The organism is Methylobacterium sp. CM6244, assembly GCF_054817885.1.
In genome coordinates this window covers 1832825-1857243 of record NZ_CM139247.1, presented here as the reverse complement: position 1 = coordinate 1857243, position 24419 = coordinate 1832825, and the positions used below count along the sequence as shown (strand labels likewise).

At 66.3% G+C, this 24419-nt stretch carries 21 protein-coding genes; 12 read left to right on the top strand and 9 right to left on the bottom strand.

Annotated elements, in window-relative coordinates:
* Nucleotides 1-24 precede the first annotated feature (24 nt).
* The gene (gene recO, locus ACYQML_RS08560) at nt 25-765 is read right to left on the bottom strand and encodes a DNA repair protein RecO (protein WP_461235298.1); all 741 of its coding nucleotides are present in this window, start codon (nt 763-765) and stop codon (nt 25-27) included.
* A gap of 195 nt (nt 766-960) precedes the next feature.
* Here recO and ACYQML_RS08555 point away from each other — a divergent pair, with 195 nt between their 5' ends.
* The 4 genes from ACYQML_RS08555 (at nt 961) to putA (ending at nt 6956) form a co-directional block, all read left to right on the top strand.
* Nucleotides 961-1347 (top strand): hypothetical protein, encoded by a 387-nt coding sequence (locus tag ACYQML_RS08555; protein WP_461235696.1) that lies wholly within the window; start codon nt 961-963, stop codon nt 1345-1347.
* Nucleotides 1348-1416: 69 nt separating this feature from the next.
* Nucleotides 1417-2214 (top strand): hypothetical protein, encoded by a 798-nt coding sequence (locus tag ACYQML_RS08550; RefSeq protein WP_461235297.1) that lies wholly within the window; start codon nt 1417-1419, stop codon nt 2212-2214.
* A gap of 59 nt (nt 2215-2273) precedes the next feature.
* Nucleotides 2274-2990: a gamma-glutamylcyclotransferase gene (locus tag ACYQML_RS08545; RefSeq protein ID WP_461235296.1), complete on the top strand. Its 717-nt coding sequence runs from the start codon at nt 2274-2276 to the stop codon at nt 2988-2990.
* Between the two features lie 222 nt (nt 2991-3212).
* Complete coding sequence (putA, locus tag ACYQML_RS08540; RefSeq protein WP_461235295.1) at nt 3213-6956, top strand: bifunctional proline dehydrogenase/L-glutamate gamma-semialdehyde dehydrogenase PutA; 3744 nt, start codon at nt 3213-3215, stop codon at nt 6954-6956.
* Between the two features lie 167 nt (nt 6957-7123).
* On the opposite strand, the gene ACYQML_RS08535 is transcribed toward putA, so the two are convergent.
* The 3 genes from ACYQML_RS08535 to ACYQML_RS08525 all read right to left on the bottom strand — a co-directional run bounded on the left by ACYQML_RS08535 (nt 7124) and on the right by ACYQML_RS08525 (nt 8882).
* On the bottom strand, nt 7124-7558 hold the full coding sequence (locus tag ACYQML_RS08535; protein ID WP_419951121.1) for an MEKHLA domain-containing protein: 435 nt from the start codon (nt 7556-7558) through the stop codon (nt 7124-7126).
* A 14-nt stretch (nt 7559-7572) separates the two neighbouring features.
* A complete protein-coding gene (locus ACYQML_RS08530; protein ID WP_056431800.1) occupies nt 7573-7932 on the bottom strand; it encodes a VanZ family protein in 360 nt (119 codons plus the stop codon).
* 179 nt (nt 7933-8111) lie between these two features.
* Entirely contained in the window at nt 8112-8882 is a 771-nt protein-coding gene (locus ACYQML_RS08525; RefSeq protein WP_461235294.1) for an SDR family oxidoreductase, read from the bottom strand.
* 99 nt (nt 8883-8981) lie between these two features.
* Here ACYQML_RS08525 and ACYQML_RS08520 point away from each other — a divergent pair, with 99 nt between their 5' ends.
* Nucleotides 8982-9371, top strand: coding sequence for a winged helix-turn-helix transcriptional regulator (locus ACYQML_RS08520; protein ID WP_461229262.1), 390 nt, complete (start codon nt 8982-8984; stop codon nt 9369-9371).
* Nucleotides 9372-9376: 5 nt separating this feature from the next.
* On the opposite strand, the gene dnaE is transcribed toward ACYQML_RS08520, so the two are convergent.
* Together dnaE and ACYQML_RS08510 are read right to left on the bottom strand one after the other, a co-directional pair.
* A complete protein-coding gene (gene dnaE / locus ACYQML_RS08515; RefSeq protein ID WP_461235293.1) occupies nt 9377-12886 on the bottom strand; it encodes a DNA polymerase III subunit alpha in 3510 nt (1169 codons plus the stop codon).
* A 109-nt stretch (nt 12887-12995) separates the two neighbouring features.
* Nucleotides 12996-14858, bottom strand: a complete 1863-nt coding sequence (locus ACYQML_RS08510; protein WP_461235292.1) for an ABC transporter transmembrane domain-containing protein — start codon at nt 14856-14858, stop codon at nt 12996-12998.
* Between the two features lie 188 nt (nt 14859-15046).
* Between ACYQML_RS08510 and rpmE the strand changes: the two genes are divergently transcribed.
* Entirely contained in the window at nt 15047-15301 is a 255-nt protein-coding gene (gene rpmE / locus ACYQML_RS08505; RefSeq protein ID WP_018045309.1) for a 50S ribosomal protein L31, read from the top strand.
* Nucleotides 15302-15421: 120 nt separating this feature from the next.
* Here the strand turns inward: rpmE and rcdA are convergent, their stop codons facing one another.
* Nucleotides 15422-15949 carry a protease adaptor protein RcdA gene (gene rcdA / locus ACYQML_RS08500; RefSeq protein WP_056431783.1) on the bottom strand — a complete coding sequence of 176 codons (528 nt, stop codon included), beginning with the start codon at nt 15947-15949 and terminating at the stop codon, nt 15422-15424.
* A 538-nt stretch (nt 15950-16487) separates the two neighbouring features.
* On the opposite strand from rcdA, the gene rpmH reads away from it, so the two are divergent.
* The 5 genes from rpmH (at nt 16488) to ACYQML_RS08475 (ending at nt 20424) form a co-directional block, all read left to right on the top strand.
* Nucleotides 16488-16622 (top strand): 50S ribosomal protein L34, encoded by a 135-nt coding sequence (gene rpmH, locus ACYQML_RS08495; RefSeq protein WP_018045311.1) that lies wholly within the window; start codon nt 16488-16490, stop codon nt 16620-16622.
* Nucleotides 16623-16689: 67 nt separating this feature from the next.
* On the top strand, nt 16690-17334 hold the full coding sequence (gene rnpA, locus ACYQML_RS08490; protein WP_311274251.1) for a ribonuclease P protein component: 645 nt from the start codon (nt 16690-16692) through the stop codon (nt 17332-17334).
* The gene (gene yidC, locus ACYQML_RS08485) at nt 17327-19171 is read left to right on the top strand and encodes a membrane protein insertase YidC (protein WP_419951112.1); all 1845 of its coding nucleotides are present in this window, start codon (nt 17327-17329) and stop codon (nt 19169-19171) included. The genes rnpA and yidC overlap by 8 nt, the downstream gene beginning before the upstream one ends.
* 192 nt (nt 19172-19363) lie before the next feature.
* Nucleotides 19364-20014 (top strand): ribosome biogenesis GTP-binding protein YihA/YsxC, encoded by a 651-nt coding sequence (gene yihA / locus ACYQML_RS08480; protein WP_056432386.1) that lies wholly within the window; start codon nt 19364-19366, stop codon nt 20012-20014.
* The gene (locus ACYQML_RS08475; protein ID WP_461235291.1) at nt 20011-20424 is read left to right on the top strand and encodes a DUF423 domain-containing protein; all 414 of its coding nucleotides are present in this window, start codon (nt 20011-20013) and stop codon (nt 20422-20424) included. The genes yihA and ACYQML_RS08475 overlap by 4 nt, the downstream gene beginning before the upstream one ends.
* A 147-nt stretch (nt 20425-20571) precedes the next feature.
* Here ACYQML_RS08475 and ACYQML_RS08470 read toward each other — a convergent pair whose 3' ends face one another.
* Nucleotides 20572-21579, bottom strand: a complete 1008-nt coding sequence (locus ACYQML_RS08470; RefSeq protein WP_461235290.1) for a calcium-binding protein — start codon at nt 21577-21579, stop codon at nt 20572-20574.
* A 527-nt stretch (nt 21580-22106) separates the two neighbouring features.
* Here ACYQML_RS08470 and ACYQML_RS08465 point away from each other — a divergent pair.
* On the top strand, nt 22107-22694 hold the full coding sequence (locus ACYQML_RS08465) for a hypothetical protein (protein WP_461235289.1): 588 nt from the start codon (nt 22107-22109) through the stop codon (nt 22692-22694).
* Nucleotides 22695-22774: 80 nt separating this feature from the next.
* Here the strand turns inward: ACYQML_RS08465 and ACYQML_RS08460 are convergent, their stop codons facing one another.
* Nucleotides 22775-24256: a short-chain fatty acid transporter gene (locus ACYQML_RS08460; RefSeq protein WP_461235288.1), complete on the bottom strand. Its 1482-nt coding sequence runs from the start codon at nt 24254-24256 to the stop codon at nt 22775-22777.
* Between the last annotated feature and the right edge of the window lie 163 nt (nt 24257-24419).

Below are 24419 nucleotides of genomic sequence, written 5' to 3'. Positions count from 1 at the left end.
ATCAGAACATAACGAGAACGGAACTTAATCGCTCTGCGTCCCCAACGCAACGAATCGCGCCCGCTCCGCCGGAGGGGCGATGGCGCGGGGTCCCCAGATGTGCTGGTCGAGGAAATACCCCGTCAAGGTAAATCCATTGGCTACATCCCTCTCGTCCGGCGAGATGGAGCCGCCCCGGCCCTTCTCCCGCTCGAGAAGGAAGCCCGGCAGCGCCAGCAACCTGTCACGGAAGGGCTCCCCGGCCGAGGCGCTGACAGCCCGCCCGGTCCTCGGCGAGACGTAGATCAGCGCATCGTTGCCGCCCGTGGCCGCGCAGGCGGTGAGATCGAGGCCGAAGCCGAGTTCGGCCAGGATCGCGAGTTCGAACCGTACCATCAGGAAGGGCGCGATCACCCGGTCGTCGAGATGGGCGATGAGCACGCGGGCCGCCTCGTAGAGAGCGGAATGGGAATCGCGCTCGGGCAGCAGACGCAGGAGCGCCGCCATATGGGTCACTCCGTAGAGGGCGAGCCCCGAGCCCATGAGCCGCGCCGCCGAGGATTCCAAAGGTTCCACCGCGAAGGCGCCGAGGCTCTCGTCAAGACGCGCGCGCCAGGTGAGGCGAACGTGGTTGCCGGTCTGGAGCACCGGCTGCATCCGCCGCGAACGCCCCCCATGGACGAGGCCGAGATGGCGGCCGTGGCACGCGGTCATGACTTCGAGAATTACGCCCGTCTCGCCCTGCTTGCGCAGCCCCAACACCACGCCGTCATCGGTCCATTGCATGGCCCTCTCATTAAGGCGTGGCGGATGCGTTGGAAACGGGCCGGCGGCATCGAGAAACGCGCTGGATTGTGGTGATCCATATATTCCCGCACAGCGTGTCAAACGCTACGCTTCGGGTTCCGCCGTTAGGTGCTCCCTCGCATGGTACTCTCCCGACATGGCATCGCCGGAAACGGCCCGTTGCTGCCGCGATCCATGGTCGCCGTCGCGGCGATGGCAGTCCTCGCCCTCACGCTCGCTGGATGCGGGCGGCGTGAACCGGCTCCCGCTGCCATTGCCAGCTTCACCATGCGCGAGCGGGTGGCCGCCCTGGCCCTGCGCCAAAGCGACTTCGGTTCGATCTCGGTCATCCCGGTCCGTTTCGAGCATAGCCGCATCGCGGGACCGTTCCAGGATGACGGCCGTACCCTTTATTGCGTGTCCGCCCGGATGATGGGCCGTCGCTTCCTCAAGGGCGAGAAGGCCAAGGTCGTCATTCGGGAGGAGGCCGGCAAGCTCAGCATCCTCGATGATGTCGAGGAGGTCTGCGAGGGCCACCGGACGGAGCCGTTCAAGGAGCTGGAGGCGCTGGGGAACAGATAAGGATGTATGTTCTCCGGCAATGGCCGATGCAGTAACACGCGAGAAAATACCTGAAAGAACGATCTAGAAATGAAAGAAAAGCACGGCCTCCGGTTTCTAATCCTGCTGTTACTCTCCGTCCCCTCGCTAACGGCGGGAAACATCGTCGCCGTGGCACATACCCCTTACATGACGCAGACGGAGCGATTGACGCTGCCCGATGGCGAGCAGGGTGAAATCAGGCTCCTTCACGGAGATGGAATCCTCTTTTCTGATTCTGTTCGTCTTCTCGTTCTCGATGGCCGGGGGCGACCGTTAGCGCGCAGCGGCAAGTACTCCCTGATCTCCCTGATTTGCGACGGCATACCAAGATCCTGCCGAGGCTACGTCCACGATACAGCAGGGGTTCTGACGATTGATCCGTCTTCGTTCAGGTCGGCAGACACGACATTGCCGAGCGCGAGCGTCGAAGGCGACGACTTCATGTGGAGCATGGAATCGGGGAACGAGAGTTGGGGATTCGCGGCACGCATGGCGTCGCCCAGCGAGATCGTGGTTCGCGAGTCTGCATTCATCATGGAGCATCCGTATCTCCATGGCTCAGTGATGGGCCTTGGATGCCTCACGGCAGTCCTGGCATTCGTGGGCACCTGGCGTCCGACACATCGCAGCCGCTGGCTACACACTCTCTGGGCTTTCAGCATCCTGTTGCGCGCTATGACTGCGGCACTGGTTCTTTATCTGATATTCGCTCTTTTCGTCGTCATTCCACTCAGCCTTGTGTCGACGCTGCTAAGCTTCACCGTCGGCATTGCTATCGTCCTGGGAATACGAAAACATTGGGGTCGATCCGCATTGATCGTACCGGTTAGCAGCGTCCCGCCCTGAACGCATACGATCAAGGTGGCGGCTTGCTCCGACCGGCCGGTGATGCTCCGATACGGGCCATGCGGCATCGCCCCCTTTCGCTCACCCTCGACCTCATCGCCCTCGCCCATCCGACCCCCGTCGCCGACGATGCGAGCGCCCTGCACCTCCTCAGCGATCTCGACCTCGCTCCAGGCCTCGACCGGATGCTCGAACAGGGACCGACACAGGGCGAAGGGCTCTGGGTGTTCGGCTACGGTTCCCTGATCTGGCAGCCGGAATTCACCGTGGCCGAGCGGCGCGTCGGCACGATGAGAGGCTATCACCGGCGCTTTTGCCTGCTGCAGCGGCGGTTTCGCGGGAGCCGCGAACGGCCGGGCCTCGTCCTTGCGCTCGACCGGGGCGGCATCTGCCGCGGAATCGTGTTTCGCCTGAGGGGATCGGATCCGGTCGAGACCCTGATGCCGGTCTGGCGCCGGGAGATGCGCGGCGGAGGCTATGCGGGACGCTGGGTCGTCGTCGAAACCGCGACCGGCCCGGTCACCGCCCTGACCTTCGTCGTCAATCGCTCTAGCGACCGCTACACCGGGCGCCTCGCGGAGGAGGAGATCGCCGACCGGATCGCCACCGGCGCAGGGCATCTCGGCCCGAGTGCGGAATATCTGTTCCGCACGGCACAGGCCTGCGCGGATGCCGGCATTCTCGACGACCATCTCTGGCGCTTGCAGCATCTCGTGGCCGAGCGCCTGGAGGCCGCATATCGACAGCAAGCGGAGCTGCGCGTCGCCACGCGGTAACGGGTCCCTCCTTCCCGCATCGCTGATTTCGAGGTGGAAGAGAGGGCCGGCGACCCGCCCGGAAACTACGCAGGTGCGGCCTCGTTGGTCTGCATCGGCAAGGTCGCTCCGCACAGGTGTGTACGGGCGAATTCCGGTGCATCTTCCTTCGAGGAGATGCCGGATATCGGTGATCGCCCGGGGGGCAGCAGCGGGAAGGCTTCGACCCATGAGCCTCACACCATGAGCAAATGCCCACCTCCGACGCCGCTGCCGCCCGATCGCAGGCTGGCTTTCTCTGAATTCGAGGGTCCCGCCGCGCCGCTCGGAGCGCTCCGGGCCAGGGTCCGCGCCGCCCATCGCCGTTCCGAATCCCAATGCGTCGCCTCCTTGATGGCGGAAGTGCATCAAAGTCCGTCGGAGGATGCCGCGGCGACGCATCTGGCGGGGCGCCTCGTCGCGGCCTTGCGCGAGAAAGGCGCGCGCGGGCCCGTCGAGCAGCTGATGCGCGAGTTCAGCCTGTCGAGCGCCGAGGGCGTCGCCCTGATGTGCCTCGCCGAAGCACTTCTGCGCATTCCGGATACGGCGAGCCGCGACGCCCTCATCCGCGACAAGATCGGACATGGCGATTGGCGGTCGCATCTCGGCCATCCCACCTCGCTGTTCGCCGGTGCAGCCGCGTGGAGCCTCGCGCTGACGGGGCGGGTGGTCAGCATCGAGGACGAGGCCGGCCTGACGGCGGCGCTGACGGGCGTCCTGCGTCGGGCGGGCCAGCCGGCCATCCGCATGGGTGTCGATCTGGCGATGCGGATGCTCGGCGGCCAGTTCGTCACCGGCCGCAGCATCGCCGAAGCGCTCCGCAACAGCCGGCCGAAGGAGGAGAAAGGCTTCCGCTATTCCTATGACATGCTCGGCGAGGCGGCAGTGAATGCAGCGGATGCCGCCCGCTATCTAGCGGATTATGCCGGCGCCATCGCGGCGATCGGTGTGGCCTCGGCCGGGCGCGGTCCTCTCGATGGGCCGGGCATCTCGGTCAAGCTCTCAGCGCTGCACCCGCGCTATGCCCGTGCCCAGCGCGAGCGGGTGATGGACGAGTTGCTGCCGAGGCTGACGGACCTCGCCCTCGCGGCCAGCCGCCACGATATCGGGTTCAACATCGATGCCGAGGAGGCCGACCGGCTCGATCTCTCCCTCGATCTCCTCGAAGCCCTGGCGTCGGACGAGCGTCTTGCCGGCTGGGACGGGCTCGGCTTCGTCGTACAGGCCTATCAGAAGCGCGCGCTCCCCGTGCTGGACGTCGTCATCGATCTCGCGCGGCGGAGCGGGCACCGCCTCATGGTCCGCCTCGTCAAGGGCGCATACTGGGATTCGGAGATCAAGCGCGCCCAGGTCGATGGGCTCGACGGTTTCCCGGTCTTCACCCGGAAGCTCCATACCGACGTGTCGTACCTCGCCTGCGCGCGCCGGCTTCTGGCGGCCGGAGACGCGGTATTCCCGCAATTCGCGACCCACAATGCCCGCACGCTCGCCGACATCGTCGCCATGGCGGGGGACGATTTCCAGCCCGGCGACTACGAGTTCCAGTGCCTGCACGGCATGGGCGGGGCGCTCTACGAGGAGGTGGTCGGCGGCGCGATCCTCGACCGGCCGTGCCGGATCTATGCGCCGGTGGGCTCGCACGACACGCTGCTCGCCTATCTCGTCCGGCGCCTGCTGGAGAACGGAGCAAACTCCTCCTTCGTCAATCGGATCGCCGATCCCGCCGTGTCGGCCGGCGACCTCGTCGCCAACCCGCTGGAGCTGGCCCGCCGGGTCGTACCGCCGGGATCGGGCCATCCGGGGATCGCCCTGCCGCGCGATCTCTTCGGCCCGAGCCGCTTGAATGCGCGCGGCCTCGACCTGACCGACGAGGACGTGCTCGCGTCCCTCGGTGCGGGCCTGCGGGCGGGTGCGGGGACACCCCGCCTGTGTCGGCCCGTTCCGACGGATGGGTATGACGGCACGAAACGCGCCGTACTCAACCCCGCCGACCGGAACGACATCGTCGGCCATGTGATCGAGGCAGAGGCGGAGATCGTCGACGCCGCCATCGCGCGTGCGACATCAGCCTCCGGCGCCTGGGCGACGACGGCGCCATCGCGGCGGGCGGGTATCCTGAACGCGGCGGTGGACCGGATCGAGGCGCGACGCGACGCGTTCCTGGGGTTGCTGATCCGGGAAGCCGGCAAGACCCTCGCCGATGCCGTCGGCGAGATCCGCGAGGCGGTGGATTTCCTGCGCTATTACGGGGCGCAGGCAGCGGGATTCGATCCCGCGACTCATCCGCCCCTTGGCGTCGTCGCCTGTATCAGCCCCTGGAACTTCCCCCTCGCCATCTTCATCGGGCAGGTCGCGGCGGCACTCGCCGCCGGCAATGCCGTCCTTGCAAAGCCGGCCGAGGAAACGCCCCTGGTGGCCGGGCTCGCCGTGGAGATCCTGATCGAGGCGGGAATTCCTGACGGCGTGCTCGGTCTCCTGCCTGGAGACGGTGCGATCGGCGCTCGCCTCGTGGCCGATCCTCGGGTCCACGGCGTGCTCTTCACCGGCTCGACCGGTGTCGCCAAGGCGATCCAGGCCGAACTCGCCAGGCGGCTCGGACCGGATGGACGGCCGATTCCGTTCGTGGCCGAGACCGGTGGCCAGAACGCCATGGTGGTCGATTCCTCCGCCCTGCCGGAGCAGGTCGTCGCCGATGTGGTGATGTCGGCCTTCAATTCCGCCGGACAGCGCTGCTCGGCGCTCCGTGTACTCTGCCTCCAGGAGGAGGTCGCCGACCGCATCCTCGCCATGCTCGAAGGCGCCATGGCCGAACTGACGATCGGCAATCCCGACCGGCTCGCCACCGATATCGGGCCGGTCATCAGCGAGGCTGCGCGGGAGGCGATCGAAGAACATGTGGCGCGGATGCGGGAGCGCGGCCACGCCGTGCATCGGGTCGCGCTGCCGCCCTCCTGCGCGGCCGGCCATTTCGTTTCCCCGACCCTGATCGCCATCGACAGTCTCGACGACCTGTCCGGCGAGGTCTTCGGCCCCGTCCTCCACGTCCTGCGCATCAGGCGCGACGATCTCGGCCGGATCGTCGATGCCATCGCCGGGACCGGCTACGGCCTGACCTTCGGCGTCCATAGCCGGATCGACGCTACCGTCTCGCGCCTCGTGGACCGGGTCCATGCGGGCAACATCTACGTCAACCGCAACCTCATCGGGGCCGTCGTCGGCCTTCAGCCCTTCGGCGGCGAAGGCCTGTCGGGGACGGGACCGAAGGCCGGCGGACCGCTCTATCTCCACCGCCTCCTGGCTTCGGCGCCAGCGAAGACCGGCCTCGTCCGGCGGCGCGCCGCGATGCCCGAGGCGCTGGCGTCCCTGCGCGACGCCCTGTCGGCGGCGGGCAGGGAGAGGGAAGCGGCGCGCTGCGACGCCTATGCCGAACGGAGCCTCCTCGGGCTCGACATCGGCCTGCCCGGCCCGGTGGGCGAGAGCAACCGCTACAGCCTGCATCCGCGCGGCACGGTCCTGTGCCTGCCGACCAGCGGAACCGGGCTGTTCGCACAGATCGCGGCCTGCCTCGCCACCGGCAACACGGTCCGGCTCGTCCAGCCCGCCGGCCTGAGACCGACGCTCGACCTCCTGCCCCGTGCGGTTCGGGGCACGATCGACGTGGCCGATGGGCCGGACGCCGTGGGCTGCGCGGCGATCCTGGTGGAGGGCGGGGCGGATGCGGCCCTCGCGGCGACGCGGAGAGCCGCCGCGCTGCCGGGCGCCATCATCCCAGTCCTCGCCGTGTCGCCGGACGAACTGGAAAAAGGAGCCGACGATTACTCGTTGGAATGGCTTCTCCGGGAGCGCAGCGTCAGCATCAACACCGCGGCGGCAGGCGGCAATGCCGCCCTCATGACCCTCGGCGAGGATAGCGATGCGATCACGGTCCCGCCCACCACCTCATCCTGAAGTGCCGAAGCGCAGCGAAGGCCTCGAAGGAGCCCTCCAGCTCGCGTAGCGGGTTCTGGAGCCCTCCTTCGAGGCGGTTATCGCAGCGCCTCAGGACGAGGTCGTGGAAGGGAAGAAAAACGTCACGGTCTCCGCTCGTCGATACCTGTCGAACCGAGGGAACCCTCTCAGACAGAAAAGGTCGCGGCCTGTCCGTGCAGCAGACCGGCCTCATCCACGAGTTGCCAGACGATGGCGTCGCGGATCGGGAAGCGGGTTCCGTCCTTGCGGATGCGGATGCCGGCATAATTGGCGACGAACCCGTCACGGGTGACGGCATCGAGCAAGCGCTGACGCTCGGCCCGCTCCGGGGCCTCGGCAGAGAAGCGAGAGGGCAGCCCGATAAGCTCGTCCTTCTCGTAGCCGAAGATGCGCAGAGCGGTCAGGTTCGCATAGATGAATCGCGGGTCCTCTGCCCCATCATGGGCCAGGACCGCGAAGGGGGCCTCGGCATGGAGCCAGGCCGCGTCGCCCCCAGACTCGGGCACCAGCGACCGGCCGACGGCACGGCGGAAACTCCCGGTCAGGAGCGTATGGAAACCGGGATCGTTGCAGACATCCACGTCAGGCACCTGTGTCAGCGGGAGGCCGAGGGCCGCTCGAACCGGGCATAGGCGGCCAGGACGAGATAAGCGACGACGCTGCCGAACGCGGCGGCGACTGCCTTCACGAGGAAATCGCTCAACCGCGCATGGCGGGTCGACGACAATTCCTGGCCGAATTCGAGGAGGCCGGCCACCGCCATTCCAGTCATGAGCCCGAGATACCAGCGCTTGGGATAGGCCAGGATCAAGAGGAAGCCGAACAGGGCGTAGGCGCTCATCCGCTCGACATTCGCCGAGGCGACGACCGGCCGGAGCCCGATCGGCGACAGCGTCACGAAGACCAGGATCGCGAGGATGACGAAGACCGACAGGCGCAAGAGAGTTCTCGTCATCGAAGCGTGCCACCGAACCGCGACGCCAGCTTGCGTCATGCCGGGTCTTGTTGGGCAAGCACCGGGTCCAGCCTGATCTCGACCATGCTGAAGGTATTATTAAGACGCGGTTACGCGGCGGATGTTTCCCGCCGCGTCTTTCCGAGCGGCAAACCGGCTCGCATGGCCGCTGCGGAGCGTCAGTGCTGGTCCGCGCGCGCCTTGTTGGCGAAGTCGTTCAGGGTAGCCAAGGCCTGGTCGAACCGCTTCTCGCTTTCCGCGAAGCGCAGGAATCCCACGCGTTGCACCAGGATTTCCGGCGGAGTCGGCTGCGTCGCGAAGAGCGTCATCACCTCGTCCATGAAGTCGCCGAGGGGCATGTATCCCTCCCGCGTCGACTGGCCGGGCGTGAGTTCCGTCTGCACGGCGGGCGGCACGAGCTCGATGACCTCGACCCTGCCCTTAAGGGCGTCCCGCAGGCTGACCGTGTAGGAATGGATCGCCGCCTTCGTCGCCGAATAGGTCGGGGTCGAGACCAGCGGCACGAAGGCGAGGCCCGACGAGACGTTGATGACCGCCGCGTCCGGCTGAGCGGAGAGATGGTCGATCAGCGCGTTGGTGAGCCGGATCGGCCCCAGCAGGTTGGTGGTCACCATCGCCTCGGCATCCGCCAGATCGCGGGACCGGGTGAGATCCTCGAACAGCATGATCCCGGCATTGTTGATCACGACGTTCAGGTCGGGATGGGCGGCGATCACCGTCGCGGCGAAAGCGTCTATCCCGGCCTTGTCCTCGACATCGAGCACATAGCCGACCATGCCGGGATTGGCCTCCGTGACCGCATCGAGCCGATCGCGGCGGCGGCCGGCGATGATCACCGTGTTGCCCTGGGCCTGGAAACGCTCCGCCAGTTCGCGGCCGATCCCCGATGCGCCGCCGGTGATGAGAATGGTGTTGCCGCTCGTCTTCATGGGACATCCCTCCTGGTTGTCCCAAACAGATGCCGCGCCTACTCTCCGATGGGTAGAAGGCACCAAAAAGATTTGTACTTACCAAAAGGAGAGCGTGAAATGCCGGCCCCGCACCCACCCGCCGATGCGGATCCGCGCGTCGAGGCGCTGGTTCACGACCTGATCGGCCGCGTCGCCGACAAATGGACGATGCTGGTCCTCGAAATCCTGGAGGAAAGGGGCGAGCTTCGTTTCACCGAACTCAGCCGCTCGATCGGCACGATCAGCCAGAAGATGCTGACTCAGACCCTCCGCCATATGGAGCGGGACGGATTGGTGATCCGCACCGTGCATCCGGTGGTGCCGCCCAAAGTCGAGTACCGGCTGACGGAACTCGGCCAGAGCCTCGGCGCCGCCTTCTGCGGCGTGTGGATCTGGGCCGAGCAGAACCTCGCGGCGGTGGAGACGGCGCGCGAGACGTTCGACGGGCCCCTCCCCTCGGGAGGCTGACCCCGTCAGTTCACTTCGACCTGCACCACACCGGGCACTGCCCGCAGGGCACCGGCGATCTGCGGCGTCGCCTGGTAGCGGCCGGGGAGCTTGACCTCGACCTCCCGGTCGCCGCCGTCGAGGAGGAGGATCAGTGAGACCTCGCCCTCGCCGCGCACCTGCAGGCGCTGCTGCACGCTGACGATGGGGCGCTCGTCGCGGAGATAGACGCGCATGCCCTTCTGGTGGCGTGCCACCGCCTCGTCGAGAGGCTCGGCGGTGACGATGCGCGCGCGCACATCCTCGCCTTCGAGATTGGCCTGGATCTGGAGCACAAGCGGGCGGCCGGGCTCCAGGATCTCGCGGTACTGGCCGAGGCCTTCCTGGAAGATGATCGCCTCGAAATGCCCGGTTTGGTCCGAGAGCGTGACGATGCCGAGCTTGTTGCCGGATTTGGTGCGGCGCTCCGACCGGTCGAGGACGGACGCGGCGACCTTGCCGACGCTCGACGTGCCGGCGCGGACCGAGCGGCAGAACTCGGCCCAACTCTGGACGCGCAGCTTCTCCAGCAGGCCGGCATATTCGTCGAGCGGATGGCCCGAGAGGAAAAAGCCGATGGCCTCGTATTCCTTCTTCAGCTTCTCGGCCATGGGCCAGGGCTCATAGGTGGGTACGCGCAGGGTCACGTCGGCCGAAGCGATGCCGCCGAACATGTCGACGATGCCCGTATTGGCCGCCTCCGCCGCCCCTTGCGCCAGCTTCATCATCGGCTCGACGGCGGCGCAGGCCCGCGCGCGGTCGACCTCGATGCAATCCATGGCGCCGGCCGCCACGAGATTCTCCAGGGTGCGCTTGTTGATGAGGCGCGGGTTGAGCCGGCGCGCCAGGCAGGCGAGGTCCTTGAACGGCGTGTCGCCGCGTGCCTCCACCACGGCCTCGACGGCGGCCCGGCCCACGCCCTTGATGGCGGCGAGCGCGTAGCCGATGCGTCCGTCATGGACCTCGAAATTGACCCCCGAGGTGTTGATCGAGGGCGGGTCCACCGGGATGCCGAGACGCTGGGCGTCCTGGCGGAACTCGGCGAGCTTGTCGGTGACGTCGATGTCGAGCTGCATCGCGGCGGCCAGGAACTCCACCGGGTAGTTCGCCTTGAGATAGGCCGTCTGGTAGGTCAGCAGCGCGTAGGCGGCGGCGTGCGATTTGTTGAAGCCGTAATCGGCGAATTTCGCCAGCAGGTCAAAGATCTCGTTGGCCTTGGCCTCGGTGAGGCCGCGCTCCACCGAGCCCTTCACGAAACGGTCGCGCTGGGCGTCCATCTCGGCCTTGATCTTCTTGCCCATGGCGCGGCGGAGCATGTCGGCGTCGCCGAGCGAGTAGCCGGCCAGAAGCTTGGCCACCTCCATCACCTGCTCCTGGTAGACGATGATGCCGAAGGTCTCCTTGAGGATCGGCTCCAGCTTCTCGTGCGGGTACCAGCTCGCCTCGTTGCCGGCATCGCGGCCGAGCTTGCGCTCGCAATAGACCGGGATGTTGGCCATGGGGCCGGGCCGGTAGAGCGCCACGAGGGCGATGATGTCCTCGAACCGGTCGGCCTGCATCTCGACCAGCGCCTTGCGCATGCCGGCGGATTCCACCTGGAACACGCCCACCGTCTCGCCGCGCTTCATCGGCGTATAGGTCGCCGCGTCGTCGAGAGGCAGCGAGGCGAGATCGACGATGATGCCGCGCTGCGCCAGGAGGTCGGTGCAGCAGCGCAGCATGGTCAGGGTCTTGAGGCCGAGGAAGTCGAACTTCACGAGGCCCGCCGCCTCCACCCATTTCATATTGAACTGGGTCACCCGCATCCCGGTCTTCGGGTCGCGGTAGAGCGGCACGAGCTGTTCCAGCGGCCGGTCGCCGATGACCACGCCCGCCGCGTGGGTCGAGGCGTGGCGGTGCAGGCCCTCGAGCTTCTTGGCGATCTGCATCAGCCGGGCGACGACGGGCTCCTCCTCCATCGCCGCCTGAAGCTTGGGCTCGCCCTCGATGGCCTGGACCAGGGTGACGGGGTTGGCCGGGTTCTGCGGCACCAGCTTCGTCAGCTTGTCGACCTGCCCGTAGGGCATTTCGAGGACGCGGCCGACGTCGCGCAGCACACCGCGCGCCTGCAGCGTACCGAAGGTGATGATCTGCGCGACCTGCTCGTGGCCGTAGCGTTCCTGCACGTACTGGATCACACGCTCACGGCCATCGACGCAGAAATCGATGTCGAAATCCGGCATCGAGACGCGCTCGGGGTTGAGGAAGCGCTCGAACAGCAGACCGAAGCGCAGCGGATCGAGATCGGTGATCAGGAGCGCGTAGGCGACGAGGGAGCCGGCACCCGAACCACGGCCCGGCCCCACCGGGATGTCGTGGTCCTTGGCCCATTTGATGAAGTCCGACACGATGAGGAAGTAGCCGGGGAACTTCATCTTCACGATGACGTCGAGCTCGAAGGCGAGACGATCGCGATAGACCTGTTCGGTCATGCCCTCGCATGGGCCGTGCTGGGCCAGACGCAGTTCGAGTCCGGCCTCGGCCTGGCGGCGCAGTTCGGACGGCTCGTCGAGGGCGATCTCCTCGGCGACATCCGGCGAGACCGCCTCCACGGGCAGCGCGTCGATAGCGGCAACGACGCCGAAATTCGGCAGGATCGGCTTGCGGGTGCGCACCCGATAGGTGCAGCGCATGGCGATTTCCACGGTGGCGGACAGGGCATCCGGCAGGTCGTGGAAGAGCTTGGCCATTTCGGCGCGGGTCTTGAAGCCGTGGCGCGGAGTGAGCTTGCGGCGGCGCTCGTCCGAGACGAGGCGCCCCTCGGCGATGGCGAGCAGCGCGTCGTGGGCGTCGTAATCGTCAGGCTTGGCGAAGAACGGTTCGTTGGTGGCCACGATCGAGAGGCCGTTGGAATCGGCGAGCCGGATCAGCTCGCGCTCCACCATGCGCTCGTCATCGAGCCCGTGGCGCAGGATCTCCACGTAGAGCCGGTCCCCGCCGAAAGCCTGTTTCAGCTGGGCGAGACGGGCGGCGGCGAGCTCGACACGTCCGCCGCGCAGGGCCGTATCGAGGGGGCCGGTGGTGCCACCCGTCAGGGCGATGAGGCCTTCCGCGTTCTCCGCCAGTGCCTCTACGGTGAGACGGGGCGCATCGCCCAGGGGGCCGTCGAAATAGGCACGGCTCGCCAGACGCAGGAGGTTGCCGTAGCCGGCCTCGCTCTGCGCCAGTACGACGACGTTGGAGGTGGTGATCTGCGACAGCCGCGCCATCGGATCCGGCGCCTCGAAAACCACCGAGAGTTGCATTCCGGCGATGGGCTGGATGCCCGTTCCGGCGGCCTTCTCGGAAAATTCCAGCGCCCCGAACAGGTTGTTGGTGTCGGTGAGTGCCAGCGCCGGCTGCCGGTCGGCGGCGGCCGCCTTGACGATGTCGCCGACCTTCAGCGCCCCTTCGAGCAGCGAGAAGGACGAGTGGACATGGAGGTGGACGAAACCGGGATCTTTGAGGATGCGCGCCATGACTCAACCCATCCCGAGTCGCGGTTCACGGTCCATTACCATTACCACATCCGGCGCATTTGCCTGTGGAGAGGGCCTTTCCCGCAACGCCCCCTCCCCCCATTGTCGCCTATTCGGCCGGCAGGGCGAACCGCTTCGTCTTCGGTTCTTTCCCCCGCGCCGTCTCATCGAGGGCGTCGGTGAATTGCAGGGCGGCCAGCTGCGCGTAGAGCGCCCCCTGCGCCAGCAAGCTCTCATGCGTTCCGGTCTCGACGATCCTGCCGCCGTCGAGGACGAGGATGCGGTCGGCAGCGCGGATCGTTGCCAGCCGATGGGCGATGACCAGGGTCGTGCGCCCCCGCATGAGCGTATCGAGCGCGGTCTGCACCGCGCGCTCGCTCTCGGCATCGAGGGCCGAGGTCGCTTCGTCGAGGAGCAGGATCGGCGCGTCCTTGAGAATGGCGCGGGCAATGGCGACACGCTGGCGCTGACCGCCGGACAGCGTGACGCCGCGCTCGCCGACCTGCGTGTCGTAGCCCTGCGGCAGGGCGCGGATGAAGCCATCCGCATGGGCGAGTTCCGCTGCGCGATGAACCTCGGCCTCGCTCGCCCGTGGGCGACCGTAGCGGATGTTCTCGATCACCGAGCCGGAGAAGACAGTGGGATCCTGCGGCACGAGGGACATGCGCTCGCGCAGGGCATCCGGATCGACGCTGGCGATGTCGATTCCATCGACGCGCACGATGCCGGATTGCGGATCGTAGAAGCGCAGCAACGCCTGCAGCACCGTGGTCTTGCCCGCCCCCGAAGGCCCCACGAGGGCGACGCGCTCCCCATGCGCCACCTGGAAGCTGATCCCGTCGAGGGAGGGATGCTCCGGCCGGGTCGGATAGGTCAGGCGGACCGATTCGAAGGCCACCTCGCCGCGCGGCGGCACCGGCAGGAGTTTCGGCTCGGCGGGTGCGCGGATCGCGGGCTCGGCGGCCAGAATCTCGCCAAGGCGCTCGGCGGCGCCGGCGGCCTGCGCGAGTTCGCCGTAGACCTCTGAAAGCTGCCCCAGGGCGCTGGCGCCGAATACCGCGTAGAGCACGAATTGCGAGAGCTGGCCCGCCGTCATCGTGCCGGCCAGCACCCCTTGGGCGCCGTACCACATCACCCCGACGACGCTGGCGGAGATGAGGAAGATCGCGACGCCGGTGAGCAGGGCGCGCGCCTTCACCGAGTCACGGGCGGCCGAATAGGCATTCTCGGAAGCCTGCCCGAAATGCTTCGCCGTGGCGCGACCCATGCCGAAGGCCTGCATGGTGCGAATCGCCCCGATCGCCTCCGCCGCATAGGCCGAGGCGTCGGCCAGCCGGTCCTGCGCCGCGCGGGAACGCCGCCGCACGCCGCGTCCGGACAGGATCAGCGGGAACACGATGAGCGGGATCGCCACGAGAACCAGGATCGACAGTTTGGGACTGGTGATGACCATCATCACCACCGCGCCGACGAACAGGAAGGCGTTTCGCAGCAGGATCGAGATGGAGACCCCGAACACGGCCTTGACCTGGGTCGCGTCGGCGGTGAGCCGGGAGACGATCTCGCCCGATTGCGTGCGGTCGAAAAAGGCGGGATCGAGGATGGTGAGGCGGGCGAAGACCGCGCTGCGCAGGTCCGCGACCACGCGCTCACCCAGCGTCACCACGGTGTAGTACCGGGCGGCACTCGACAGGGCGAGCACCGACACCACGCCGATCAGAGCCATGAAGTAAGCGTCGATGACGCTGTGGCCTTCGGGCGAGAAGCCGTGGTCGATCACCCGGCGCAGGGCGATCGGCACCACGAGGGTCGCAACCGAGGCCGAAAGCAGCGACAGGAACGCCGCGAGGATGCGACCGCGATAAACCAAGGCGAAGGGAATCAGCGGCCTCAGCGACCCGAGAGGAGCTTTGCCGCGACCGTTGCCGCCCGGGCCTTCGCCCTGTGAATTCTTTTTACGCCCGCGAGCCATCGTGCCTCGTCATCATCCCCGACACAGAATCGGTTTCAAGAAAATAGCGGTCCCGGCGATCTCCCGCGCCCGACCGCTTGTTCGGAAGAAGCACGTGGGGTATAGGCCCGCCTTCATCCGATTGCGCGTGATCTAAGGCCGCGGGCCGCCAGGCGGGCCGGTCGGCGTGGCTATTCAAGGATTTCGTCATGGCAAAGAGTGCGGCCGACAAGGCCAAGGGTACCGAACATCCCGACTACCATTTCATCAAGGTCGTGATGACCGATGGGTCCGACTACATGACCCGGTCGACCTACGGCAAGGAGGGCGACACCCTCAACCTCGACATCGACCCGAATACGCACCCGGCCTGGACTGGCGGCGAGCAGAAGATGCTTGATCGCGGCGGCCGTGTTTCGCGGTTCAACTCGCGCTTCGGCGCCCTGTCCTTCGGCAAGAAGTGATTCGAGCGAACTGACCGCCGCGACCGGTTGGTGGCGGCGGAGGGTTTTGGAAACGCGAAAGGGCGGCGCCATCGAGGCGCCGCCCTTTCGCGTTTCAGGCCATCGAAGCCCAACCCTGTTTCAGTGGGCGGTACCGAAGGCGCTCCGCAGCAGACCCTGCTGCGCGGCAACGGGGCTTTCCCCGAAGACCGGGGTCGGGCGGTCGTCGGAGATGAGGCCGTCGAGATGCAGGATGCGGGCGTGGAGCCGGCGCGAGCGGACGGTGAGGTCCTGAAGGCGGGCCGGGAGAGTGACGAAGGTCTCGGCGCGGAAGGTCTCCGGTGTCGCGAGACGGACGCGGGTCTTCTCCTGGAGGGCCTGGGCGGGGGTGATTTCGCCCTCCGACACGGCACGCTGCACCAGCAGCCACGACGCGATCTGCATCAACCGGGTGGTCAGGCGCATGCTCTCGCTGGCATAGGACAGGGTGCTGTCGCGCGACAGCAGACGCGATTCCTCGCGCCCATCGCCATCGAGATAGGCCGCGGCCTCTTCGACCATGGTCATGCCTTCGCGGAACAGGACTCGAAAGGCCTCGGAATTCACATACGTGTCGCCGAAGTTGACCCAGTCCCGCTCGTCGCGAAAGGTGACATCCAACTCGTTCATCCTGCCTCCTGTGCCGCTACCGGACCGCTTTGTCCCGATCTGAGACACGATCAGTGCGTTCGCGACCAGAGGCGCAACACTAGCGCCGAACGTGCCGCCCCGCGCCGTTGACCGGAGATTAACGTTAATGAGCCGGACTGGTGCCGATGAAACCGCATTTGGCGACGTCGTTCCGCGAATCGGCGGAACGAAAAAAAAGCCGCCCGGAGGGGCGGCTTTGGCGAAGTCGACAGAGGCATCAAAACAGCGGCAGACCGAAATCTGCCCCACATCCGGAAAACCGGACATGATTTCTTCATAGGCTGAAAAGGTTAACGCCCGGCTAAGGACGGACACGGTCCGGCGACAGAACGGGCGCTGGGAAATGCCCGCGCCAGAATTGACTTCGCCCCCCCTCTCCGCCATAAGCCGCGCCATCGCGTTGCCGCGCCCCATGTGGGCGCTCTTCGCGCTTGCAGACACATTTCAGGGCGAGTGAAGATGTCGGTGGGGCTCCTGCAGCCAGCCGGATCGATCCTCGGCCATCGGAGATCGCGCCATGAAGAGAACCTATCAGCCCAGCAAGCTCGTGCGTAAGCGTCGCCACGGCTTCCGCGCTCGCATGGCGACGGCCGGCGGCCGCAAGGTCATCGCTGCCCGCCGCTCGCACGGTCGCAAGAAGCTCTCGGCCTGATTTCTCGGCGCCCCGGCGGCGTAGTCCGCTGGGGTAGGCCTTGATCAACCCGAGGCTTGCCCAAGCGATGACCTCGCCCCTTGGCCGCAGGATCGAACCGGCAGTGTCGACGATCGGACGGCTGAAGCGGAGACCGGACTTTCTCGCTGCTGCGGGAGGGCGCCGTTTTCACACCGAGCTCATGAGTGCCCAAGGCCGGCTGCGTCATGCGGCCGGCACGCCTGTGCCTGCTACCTCGGAGAGCGCGGCGGTCGATGGACTTCGCATCGGCTTCACGATCACCAAGCGGGTCGGTCACGCGACGGAGCGCAACCGCATCCGCCGCCGATTGCGCGATGCCGTGAAGCGCGCAGCAGCCGAGTTGCCGTCCGCCGAGGCCGATATCGTGCTCGTGGCCCGTCGCCCCGCTCTGCATGCGCCTTTCGACACGCTGGTCGCCGATCTGCGCCGTTCCGTTGGCGCGGTGATCAAGCCGAGTGACGGCAGGCAGCAGGGCCAGAAGAACCGCCCCGGACGTGGGAAAGGTCGCTCCGGCGCGGCCAACCCGGCCGATGCCGTGAAAGGCCCGGTTCGCGGCGACCCGACACCATCCTGCCATCATGCGGCCGATGCGCCCCTGCAGCACGAGGCGCCGTCGATGCCTCGCGCGGCGAGCGGAGCCTTCGACGCCTCCCCTCCTTCGAACACACGCGACGGATCTCTCGATGGGTAATGACAAGACGAACATGATCGTCGCGATCGCCTTGTCGCTGGCGGTCCTGCTCGGGTGGAACTACTTCATCGCCGCCCCCCGCGTGGAGCAGCAGCGTCAGGCCGAGCTTCAGAACAAGGCTGCTGCCCAGGCCGCCAATCCGACCGGCGCTCCCTCGGCGAGCCCGGCGGAAGGCGGTCCCTCGGCTCCCGTTCCGGGCACCCTGCCGAACGCGGCCGTATCGGTGGAGAGCCGCGAGGCGGCCCTGGCCCGTTCCCCGCGCGTGGCCATCGACACCCCGGCCCTGGCCGGTTCGATCGCCCTGAAGGGTGGCCGCGTCGATGACGTCTCGCTCAAGGGCTACCACGAGACCGTGAGCGATTCGAGCCCGCGCATCGTGCTGCTCTCGCCCACCGGTAGCGCGAACCCGTATTATGCGGAATTCGGCTGGGTCGGCCAGAATACCGGGCCCCTCCCCACCGGCGATACGGTGTGGACCGCCGATGCCGCCGCGCTGACGCCGGCAAAGCCTCTGACCCTCACCTACGACAACGGCGCAGGCCTGCTGTTCAAGCGCGTCATCGCCGTCGACGACAAGTTCATGTTCACGATCCGCGACGAGGTCGAGAACAAGGGGGCGAACGCCGTCACGCTGTATCCGTATGGGCTGGTCTCGCGCTGGGGCAAGCCGACGACGCAGGGCTATTACGTGCTGCATGAGGGCATGATCGGCGTCCTCGGCGCCGACGGCCTGCAGGAATACACCTACGATCACGTTGCCAAGGAGCCGGCGCTCGGCAATGCCGGCACCAAGGGCAAGGCCTGGGCGAACGTGAGTGGCGGCTTCGTCGGCATCACCGACAAGTACTGGGCCGCGGCCACGATCCCGGACCAGGCCACCCCCTATACCGGCAGCTTCACCGAACGCACCGACGGTGCCACCAAGGTCTATCAGGCCAGCGTGCGTGGCGATGGCCGCAGCGTCGAGCCGGGCGCGACCGTGACGTCGACCCAGCAGCTCTTCGCCGGTGCCAAGGAAGTCAACACGATCAACGGCTACCAGAAGGATCTCGGCATCAAGCAGTTCGATCTGATGATCGACTGGGGCTGGTTCCACTTCATCACCAAGCCAATGTTCCGCGCGTTGGACTTCTTCTTCCATCTGTTCGGCAATTTCGGCGTGTCGATCCTGGTGGTGACCTTCTGCCTGAAGCTGCTGTTCCTGCCGATCGCCAACAAGTCGTACCAGTCCATGGCCAAGATGAAGGCCGTGCAGCCGGAGATGGCCTCGATCCGCGAGCGCTACGGCGACGACAAGATGAAGCAGCAACAGGCGATGATGGAGCTGTACAAGAAGGAGAAGATCAACCCGGTCGCCGGCTGCTGGCCGGTGCTGATCCAGATCCCGGTCTTCTTCGCGCTCTACAAGGTCCTGTTCATCACCATCGAGATGCGGCATGCGCCGTTCTTCGGCTGGATCCAAGATCTCGCCGCCCCCGATCCGACGAACATCCTGAACCTGTTCGGGCTCCTGCCCTTCGCCGCCCCGGACTTCATCCATCTCGGCATCTGGCCGATCGTGATGGGCATCACGATGTTCATCCAGATGAAGATGAACCCCGCGCCGCCGGACCCGGTCCAGGCGCAGATCTTCACCTTCATGCCCATCGTGTTCACCTTCATGCTCGGCTCGTTCCCGGCCGGCCTGGTGATCTACTGGGCCTGGAACAACACCCTCTCGGTCATCCAGCAATACGTCATCATGCGCCGTAACGGCGTGAAGGTGGAGTTGTGGGACAACCTCGGCGGGATGTTCAAGAAGAAGCCCGCCGACAAGAACGCACCGGCCAAGAGCTAGGCTTAGCGTTCTTCCCAACGAGACCACCCCGGCTCCTCATCACGAGACGCCGGAGCGAAGCGGAGGCCTCGAAAGAGGCCTCCAGGACCCGACGCGGTTTCTGGACGCCTCCTTCGAGGCCGCTTCGCGGCACCTCAGGATGAGGTCGATGGTGGGACACGTCACGTTTCCCTCTCTCAGCCGGAGACCATGATGACCGAGCCCGAAGCCGACGCAGCCCTCCTCGAATCCGGCCGCCTGCTGTTCGCGGGAGTGGCTGATTTCCTATCCTCCGCGCCGAACGTCGCCGCGCTGCCGCCGATGAAGGGCGTCGAGATCGCCTTTGCCGGGCGCTCCAATGTCGGCAAGTCGAGCCTCGTCAACGCACTGACCGGCCGCAATACCCTGGCGCGGACGTCGCATACGCCGGGCCGGACGCAGCAACTCAACTTCTTCGATATCGGCGGGCGACTGACCCTGGTGGACATGCCCGGCTACGGCTACGCGGCCGTGGAGAAGACCAAGGTCGAGGCCTGGACCGACTTGATCCACGACTACCTCAAGGGTCGCGCCAATCTCGCCCGCGTCTTCATGCTGATCGATTCCCGCCACGGATTGAAGAGCATCGATACCGACGTGCTCGACGGGCTCGACAAGGCCGCCGTGAGCTATCAGATCGTCCTGACCAAGGGCGATGCCCTGAAGAAGGCCGAAGTCGATGCGCGCATTGCCGGCATCCGCTCCGCCATCGCCAAACGCCCGGCGGCCTACCCTGAGATCCTGATCACATCCAGCCGCGACGACCGTGGCGTGCCGGAACTACGGGCGAGCGTCGCCCGGATCCTGGCCGAGCGCGGCGCATGACCGGCTTCGACCGCGCCCTCCTTGCTCTCGGCGCGCTCGCCGGCCTGCTCGGCGTCGCCGCTAGCGCGGCCGCGGCCCATATCCCCGGGGCCGACAGCCTGAAGACGGCGGCGCAGTTTCTGCTGTTCCACGCGCCCGCCATCATCGCACTCGTGGCCCTGACGGCTACCGGGATCACTCACCGCCTCACGACCCGGGTCGCTGCTGCCGCCCTGGTGATCGGACTCGCGCTGTTCTCCTGTGATCTATCCTTGCGTGCCCTGAAGGGCATTCCGCTCTTTCCGATGGCCGCGCCGACTGGCGGCGTCATCCTGATGGCCGGCTGGCTGGTCGCGGCATTGGCCGCTTTCGTTCCGTCGCGGACCCGACAGGGTCCACTTGGCCAGCACACGCCCGCAATCCGATCCTAGCGACACCTCGACCCTGGGCGCGTTCGTCCAAGATCGAGGGGCGGATCGGAGTGGCACCCGGTCCTTGCGGTACCTCGAAAAAATTCCGGTTCACACACGGCTCTCGTTCCGAACCCAAGAGCAAAACGGAAGTTCTTCGGGTGGGACTCAGGCGAACAGGAAATCGGTCGCGTGCAGATCCGCGACCTGCAGGCCGGCGAGCCTGATGCTGCCCTCGTCATACTGAATGACGACGCCGGCGCTGGTGTTCTCGGCGTGAGAGACCACGGCGGCAAAGGAGCCCAGCACATCCTTCTCCAGGCGAATGACGTCGGGCGAGCCCGATCCGGGGCTGAAGTCGGTGATGACGTCCTTGCCCGTGAGCCGATCGAAAACGAAGGTATCGCGGCCGGCGCCGCCGGTCAGTCTGTCGTTGCCGGTCCCGCCGATCAGCATGTCATTGCCGTCATCGCCTAGGAGCGAGTCGTTGCCGGCGTCGCCGAACAGGATGTCGGCGCTTGACCCGCCGTTCAGTACGTCCTTCCCTTCGCCCCCGAACAGTTTGTCCGACGAGCCATCCCCCGAAAGGACATCGTCGCCGCTGGCGCCCACGACCCGGTCCACCCCGTCCCCACCCTGAAGCGTGTCGTTGCCGGCACCGCCATTGAGTTGATCGTCCCCGATGTTGCCGCTCAGGAGATTGTTGGCGGCATCGCCCGTAAGCTTATCGTTCTGGTCGGTCCCACTGACATTCTCGACGCCGGAGACGGTTTGCTTGCCTTCTTCACCGCCGACGATGAAATAAGACTTCTGGCTCAGATTGACGTTGGCGGCTCGGTCGAAAGCAAAGAACGCGAGGGTATCGGTACCCGACTGGCCATGAACGTCGTCGATGAACAAGTCGTAGCGCATGACGAACCGGTCATCGCCAGACCCGCCGTAGAGCGTGTCGACGCCGTTATCTCCGATCAGCAGATCGTTGCCACCGCCGCCATAGAGGGTGTCGCTGCCGATATAATTCGTTGCCGAATCGGAGTCGCCAAAAATGGTATCATCCCCGCCTCGACCGTAGATTACGTCGTTGCCACTGTAGCCGAGAATATAGTCTTTCTCGTCAGTCACACCCGTGCTGTAATCTATGAGATCGGCCTGACCCGTGCCCATTACATACGTCATGACGTTCCTTTCCTTCGCATTCTCCAACGAGGATCGAGCTGCATGACTAGCCTAGCCTTTTGCAGGAAGACAGGCAATAACGGAATATATACTTGATTTATAAAAGTATTTCTCAGAAATCTGGTCTTTGCCTGCAGTTTTCGGCGCCCTCGACGCTTTATCCCTGATGGCCTCCTTCACGGAATCGAGGTGTTCGCCCAATGAGGGGACGGCGCGGAATCATCCTCCGCGAGTGCCCAACCCCGATGGGCGGGGCATGAAATCTCGGCGCTCAGACGAAAGGATCAGTCATCACCGGCAGGGCGAAGTCGGCAATATTGAATGCTCCACGCCATAGGCCGGGCATCCGAATGGATCGGGACGACAGGCTACAGCGAGATCCCGTTCACCCGCGTTACCACCGCCCTGATCACGGAGCGGCGCTGACGCACCGGTTCGCCGTGACCGCCTTCTAGATCACCGTCGCCATCGGCCTGCGGGGGTGATGGTATACGCTCTCTCACCCCCCGCGCCGGAGGGAGGATCGCTTGCTGAAACCCTGGATTCTGTTCGCCGCCTGCCTCGCGGCCATCCCCGTCCGCGCCGCGCCGATCGAGGAGAACGAGCCGCTGGTGATGCGGATCATCTTCGAGGATTGCCTCGGTTATATCCGCCATGGCCGCACGCCGTTCCAGGGGCTCGCTACGCGGCCCGCCTCGCGTGAGGCGATCGACACCATCCCGCGCCGTGCACCGGACCGGGAGAAGGCGGTGGAGCTTTTGTCGCCGCGCTACGTCGCATCCTGGGGGCAGGACGGACACGGCCGGCATTGCCTCATCCGTACGGTCTGGCAGGCCGAGCCGGACGCCCGGCCAATGCGCCTTGGCGTACCGAGCGATGGCTTCCTGCAACGCGTCGATGCGCGCGCCCGCGCCGAGGGTCTGACGAGCAGCGGTATGGCGGATGCGTTCACGCCGATATCCGTCAGCTCCTGGTCCGAGGGCGAAACCGGCCATGACAGCGGTCCGCTGCGGCCGGTCAGTTTCTCGCTCGTGGCCTCGGCCGCCGACGAGGCCAGGGGCCTCGCCGATGCCGGCGTGATCGCCATGGGCGGCCCGCCGCAGGGACGCCCTTGAAAGCCCGCCCCTCGTCCTATGCGGTAGATCGGCGGGCTCGCGCCACATAGTTGGGTCAGGCCCGAGGAACAGGCTGCCCCCTACGGCATCACCGGAGGGTGGTAGGTGAGCGTGAAGGCCAGCGCCCAGAGCAGGAACAGTACCACCGGCAGATGGATGATGAGCTGCAGGAAGCTGAACCCGACGATGTCGCGGGCCTTGAGGCCGAGAATGCCGAGAAGCGGCAGCATCCAGAACGGGTTGATCAGGTTCGGCAGCGCTTCGGCGGCGTTGTAGATCATCACGGCCCAGCCGAGATGGACTTGCAGCTCGTTGGCCGCCTGCATGACGTAGGGCGCTTCCAGCAGCCATTTGCCGCCGCCCGACGGCACGAAGAAGCCGAGCACCGCCGAATAGACGCCCATGGAAATCGGGAAGCTGCCCGTGGTGTTCAGCGCCACGAACGCGTGAGTGATGACATCCGAGACCGAGGTACCGCCCGCGTTCTTCGCGTTGGTCAGCATGGCGCTGATCGCCGCGTAGAGGGGGAACTGGATCAGCACGCCGGCGGTGGCCGGCACCGCCTTCGCCACGGAGGCGAGGAAGTTCCGCGGCCGCCAATGCAGCAGCAGGCCGAGGGTGAGGAAGAGCAGGTTGTAGGTGTTGAGGTTGGAGATCGCGGTGATCCAGGATTGGCGCGCGAATTCCTGGTAGAGCCAGCCGGCGGCGATGATGACGAGGAGCAGGGTCAGGATCGGCGAATGCTCCAGCCATTCCGAGGGCTGCTGCGGCCGAGACTCGTCCGGCTTGTCGCGCGAGACGTCGAGGCCGAGATCGTCGGCCGTCACGGCGGTGGCGGGCTGCGGCGCCGAGACATAGGCGATGATGATCGAGATCACGAAGAGGATCAGGGCGATCAGCATCGACTGCCAGAGGAAGATCGTCTCGCTGAACGGGATCACGCCGGTGATCGGCAGCAGGCTCGGCGGCAAGCTCTTCGGATTGGCCTGGAGCTGGGCGGCCGATGAGCTGAGCCCCATGGCCCAGGTGGCGCCGAGCCCGAGATAGGCCGCGGCACCGGCGGCCCGGTAATCCATGCGAAGTTCGGTGCGGCGGGCGAGCGCGCGGGCGAGAAGGCCGCCGAAGATCAGGCTGAGGCCCCAGCTCAGAAACGACGACAGCATCGTCGCCGCCGCCACGAAGCCGACCGCGCCCCGACCTGTCTTCGGCACGAGGGCGAGCCGGTCGATCAGCCGCTGCACCGGCGGCGCCGTCGCCACCACGTAGCCGCCGATGGTGACGAAGGCCATCTGCATGGTGAAGGGGATCAAGCTCCAGAACCCGTCACCGAAGCTCTTGGCCACCGTCATCGCGGGCACGCCGTTGGCCAGCGCCCCGAGGGCCACGATGACCACCGCGATGGCCACGAAGATGAACGCGTCGGGAAACCAGCGCTCGGCCCAGACGGTGAAGCGGATGCCGAGGCGGGACAGGGCGCCATCGGTGGCGACTTCGCCGACGGCGCGGCCGGTTCCCGGTTTGGACGGAACCGGATCGCGGGATTCTGGACTGGGTGCCGACATCTGAAATCCCGCCGTGATCGGGCCTGGTCCACCAAGCCGATGCCGTGCATGTTGCCCAAACATGGAGCGGGCTCAAGCCCGGCTTTTTGGCTTGTCACCAAGGTAAAGTCGGCGGGGATGGGTCGCCTTCAACCTTCCTTCAGTACCGCGCGTCTCACTATGC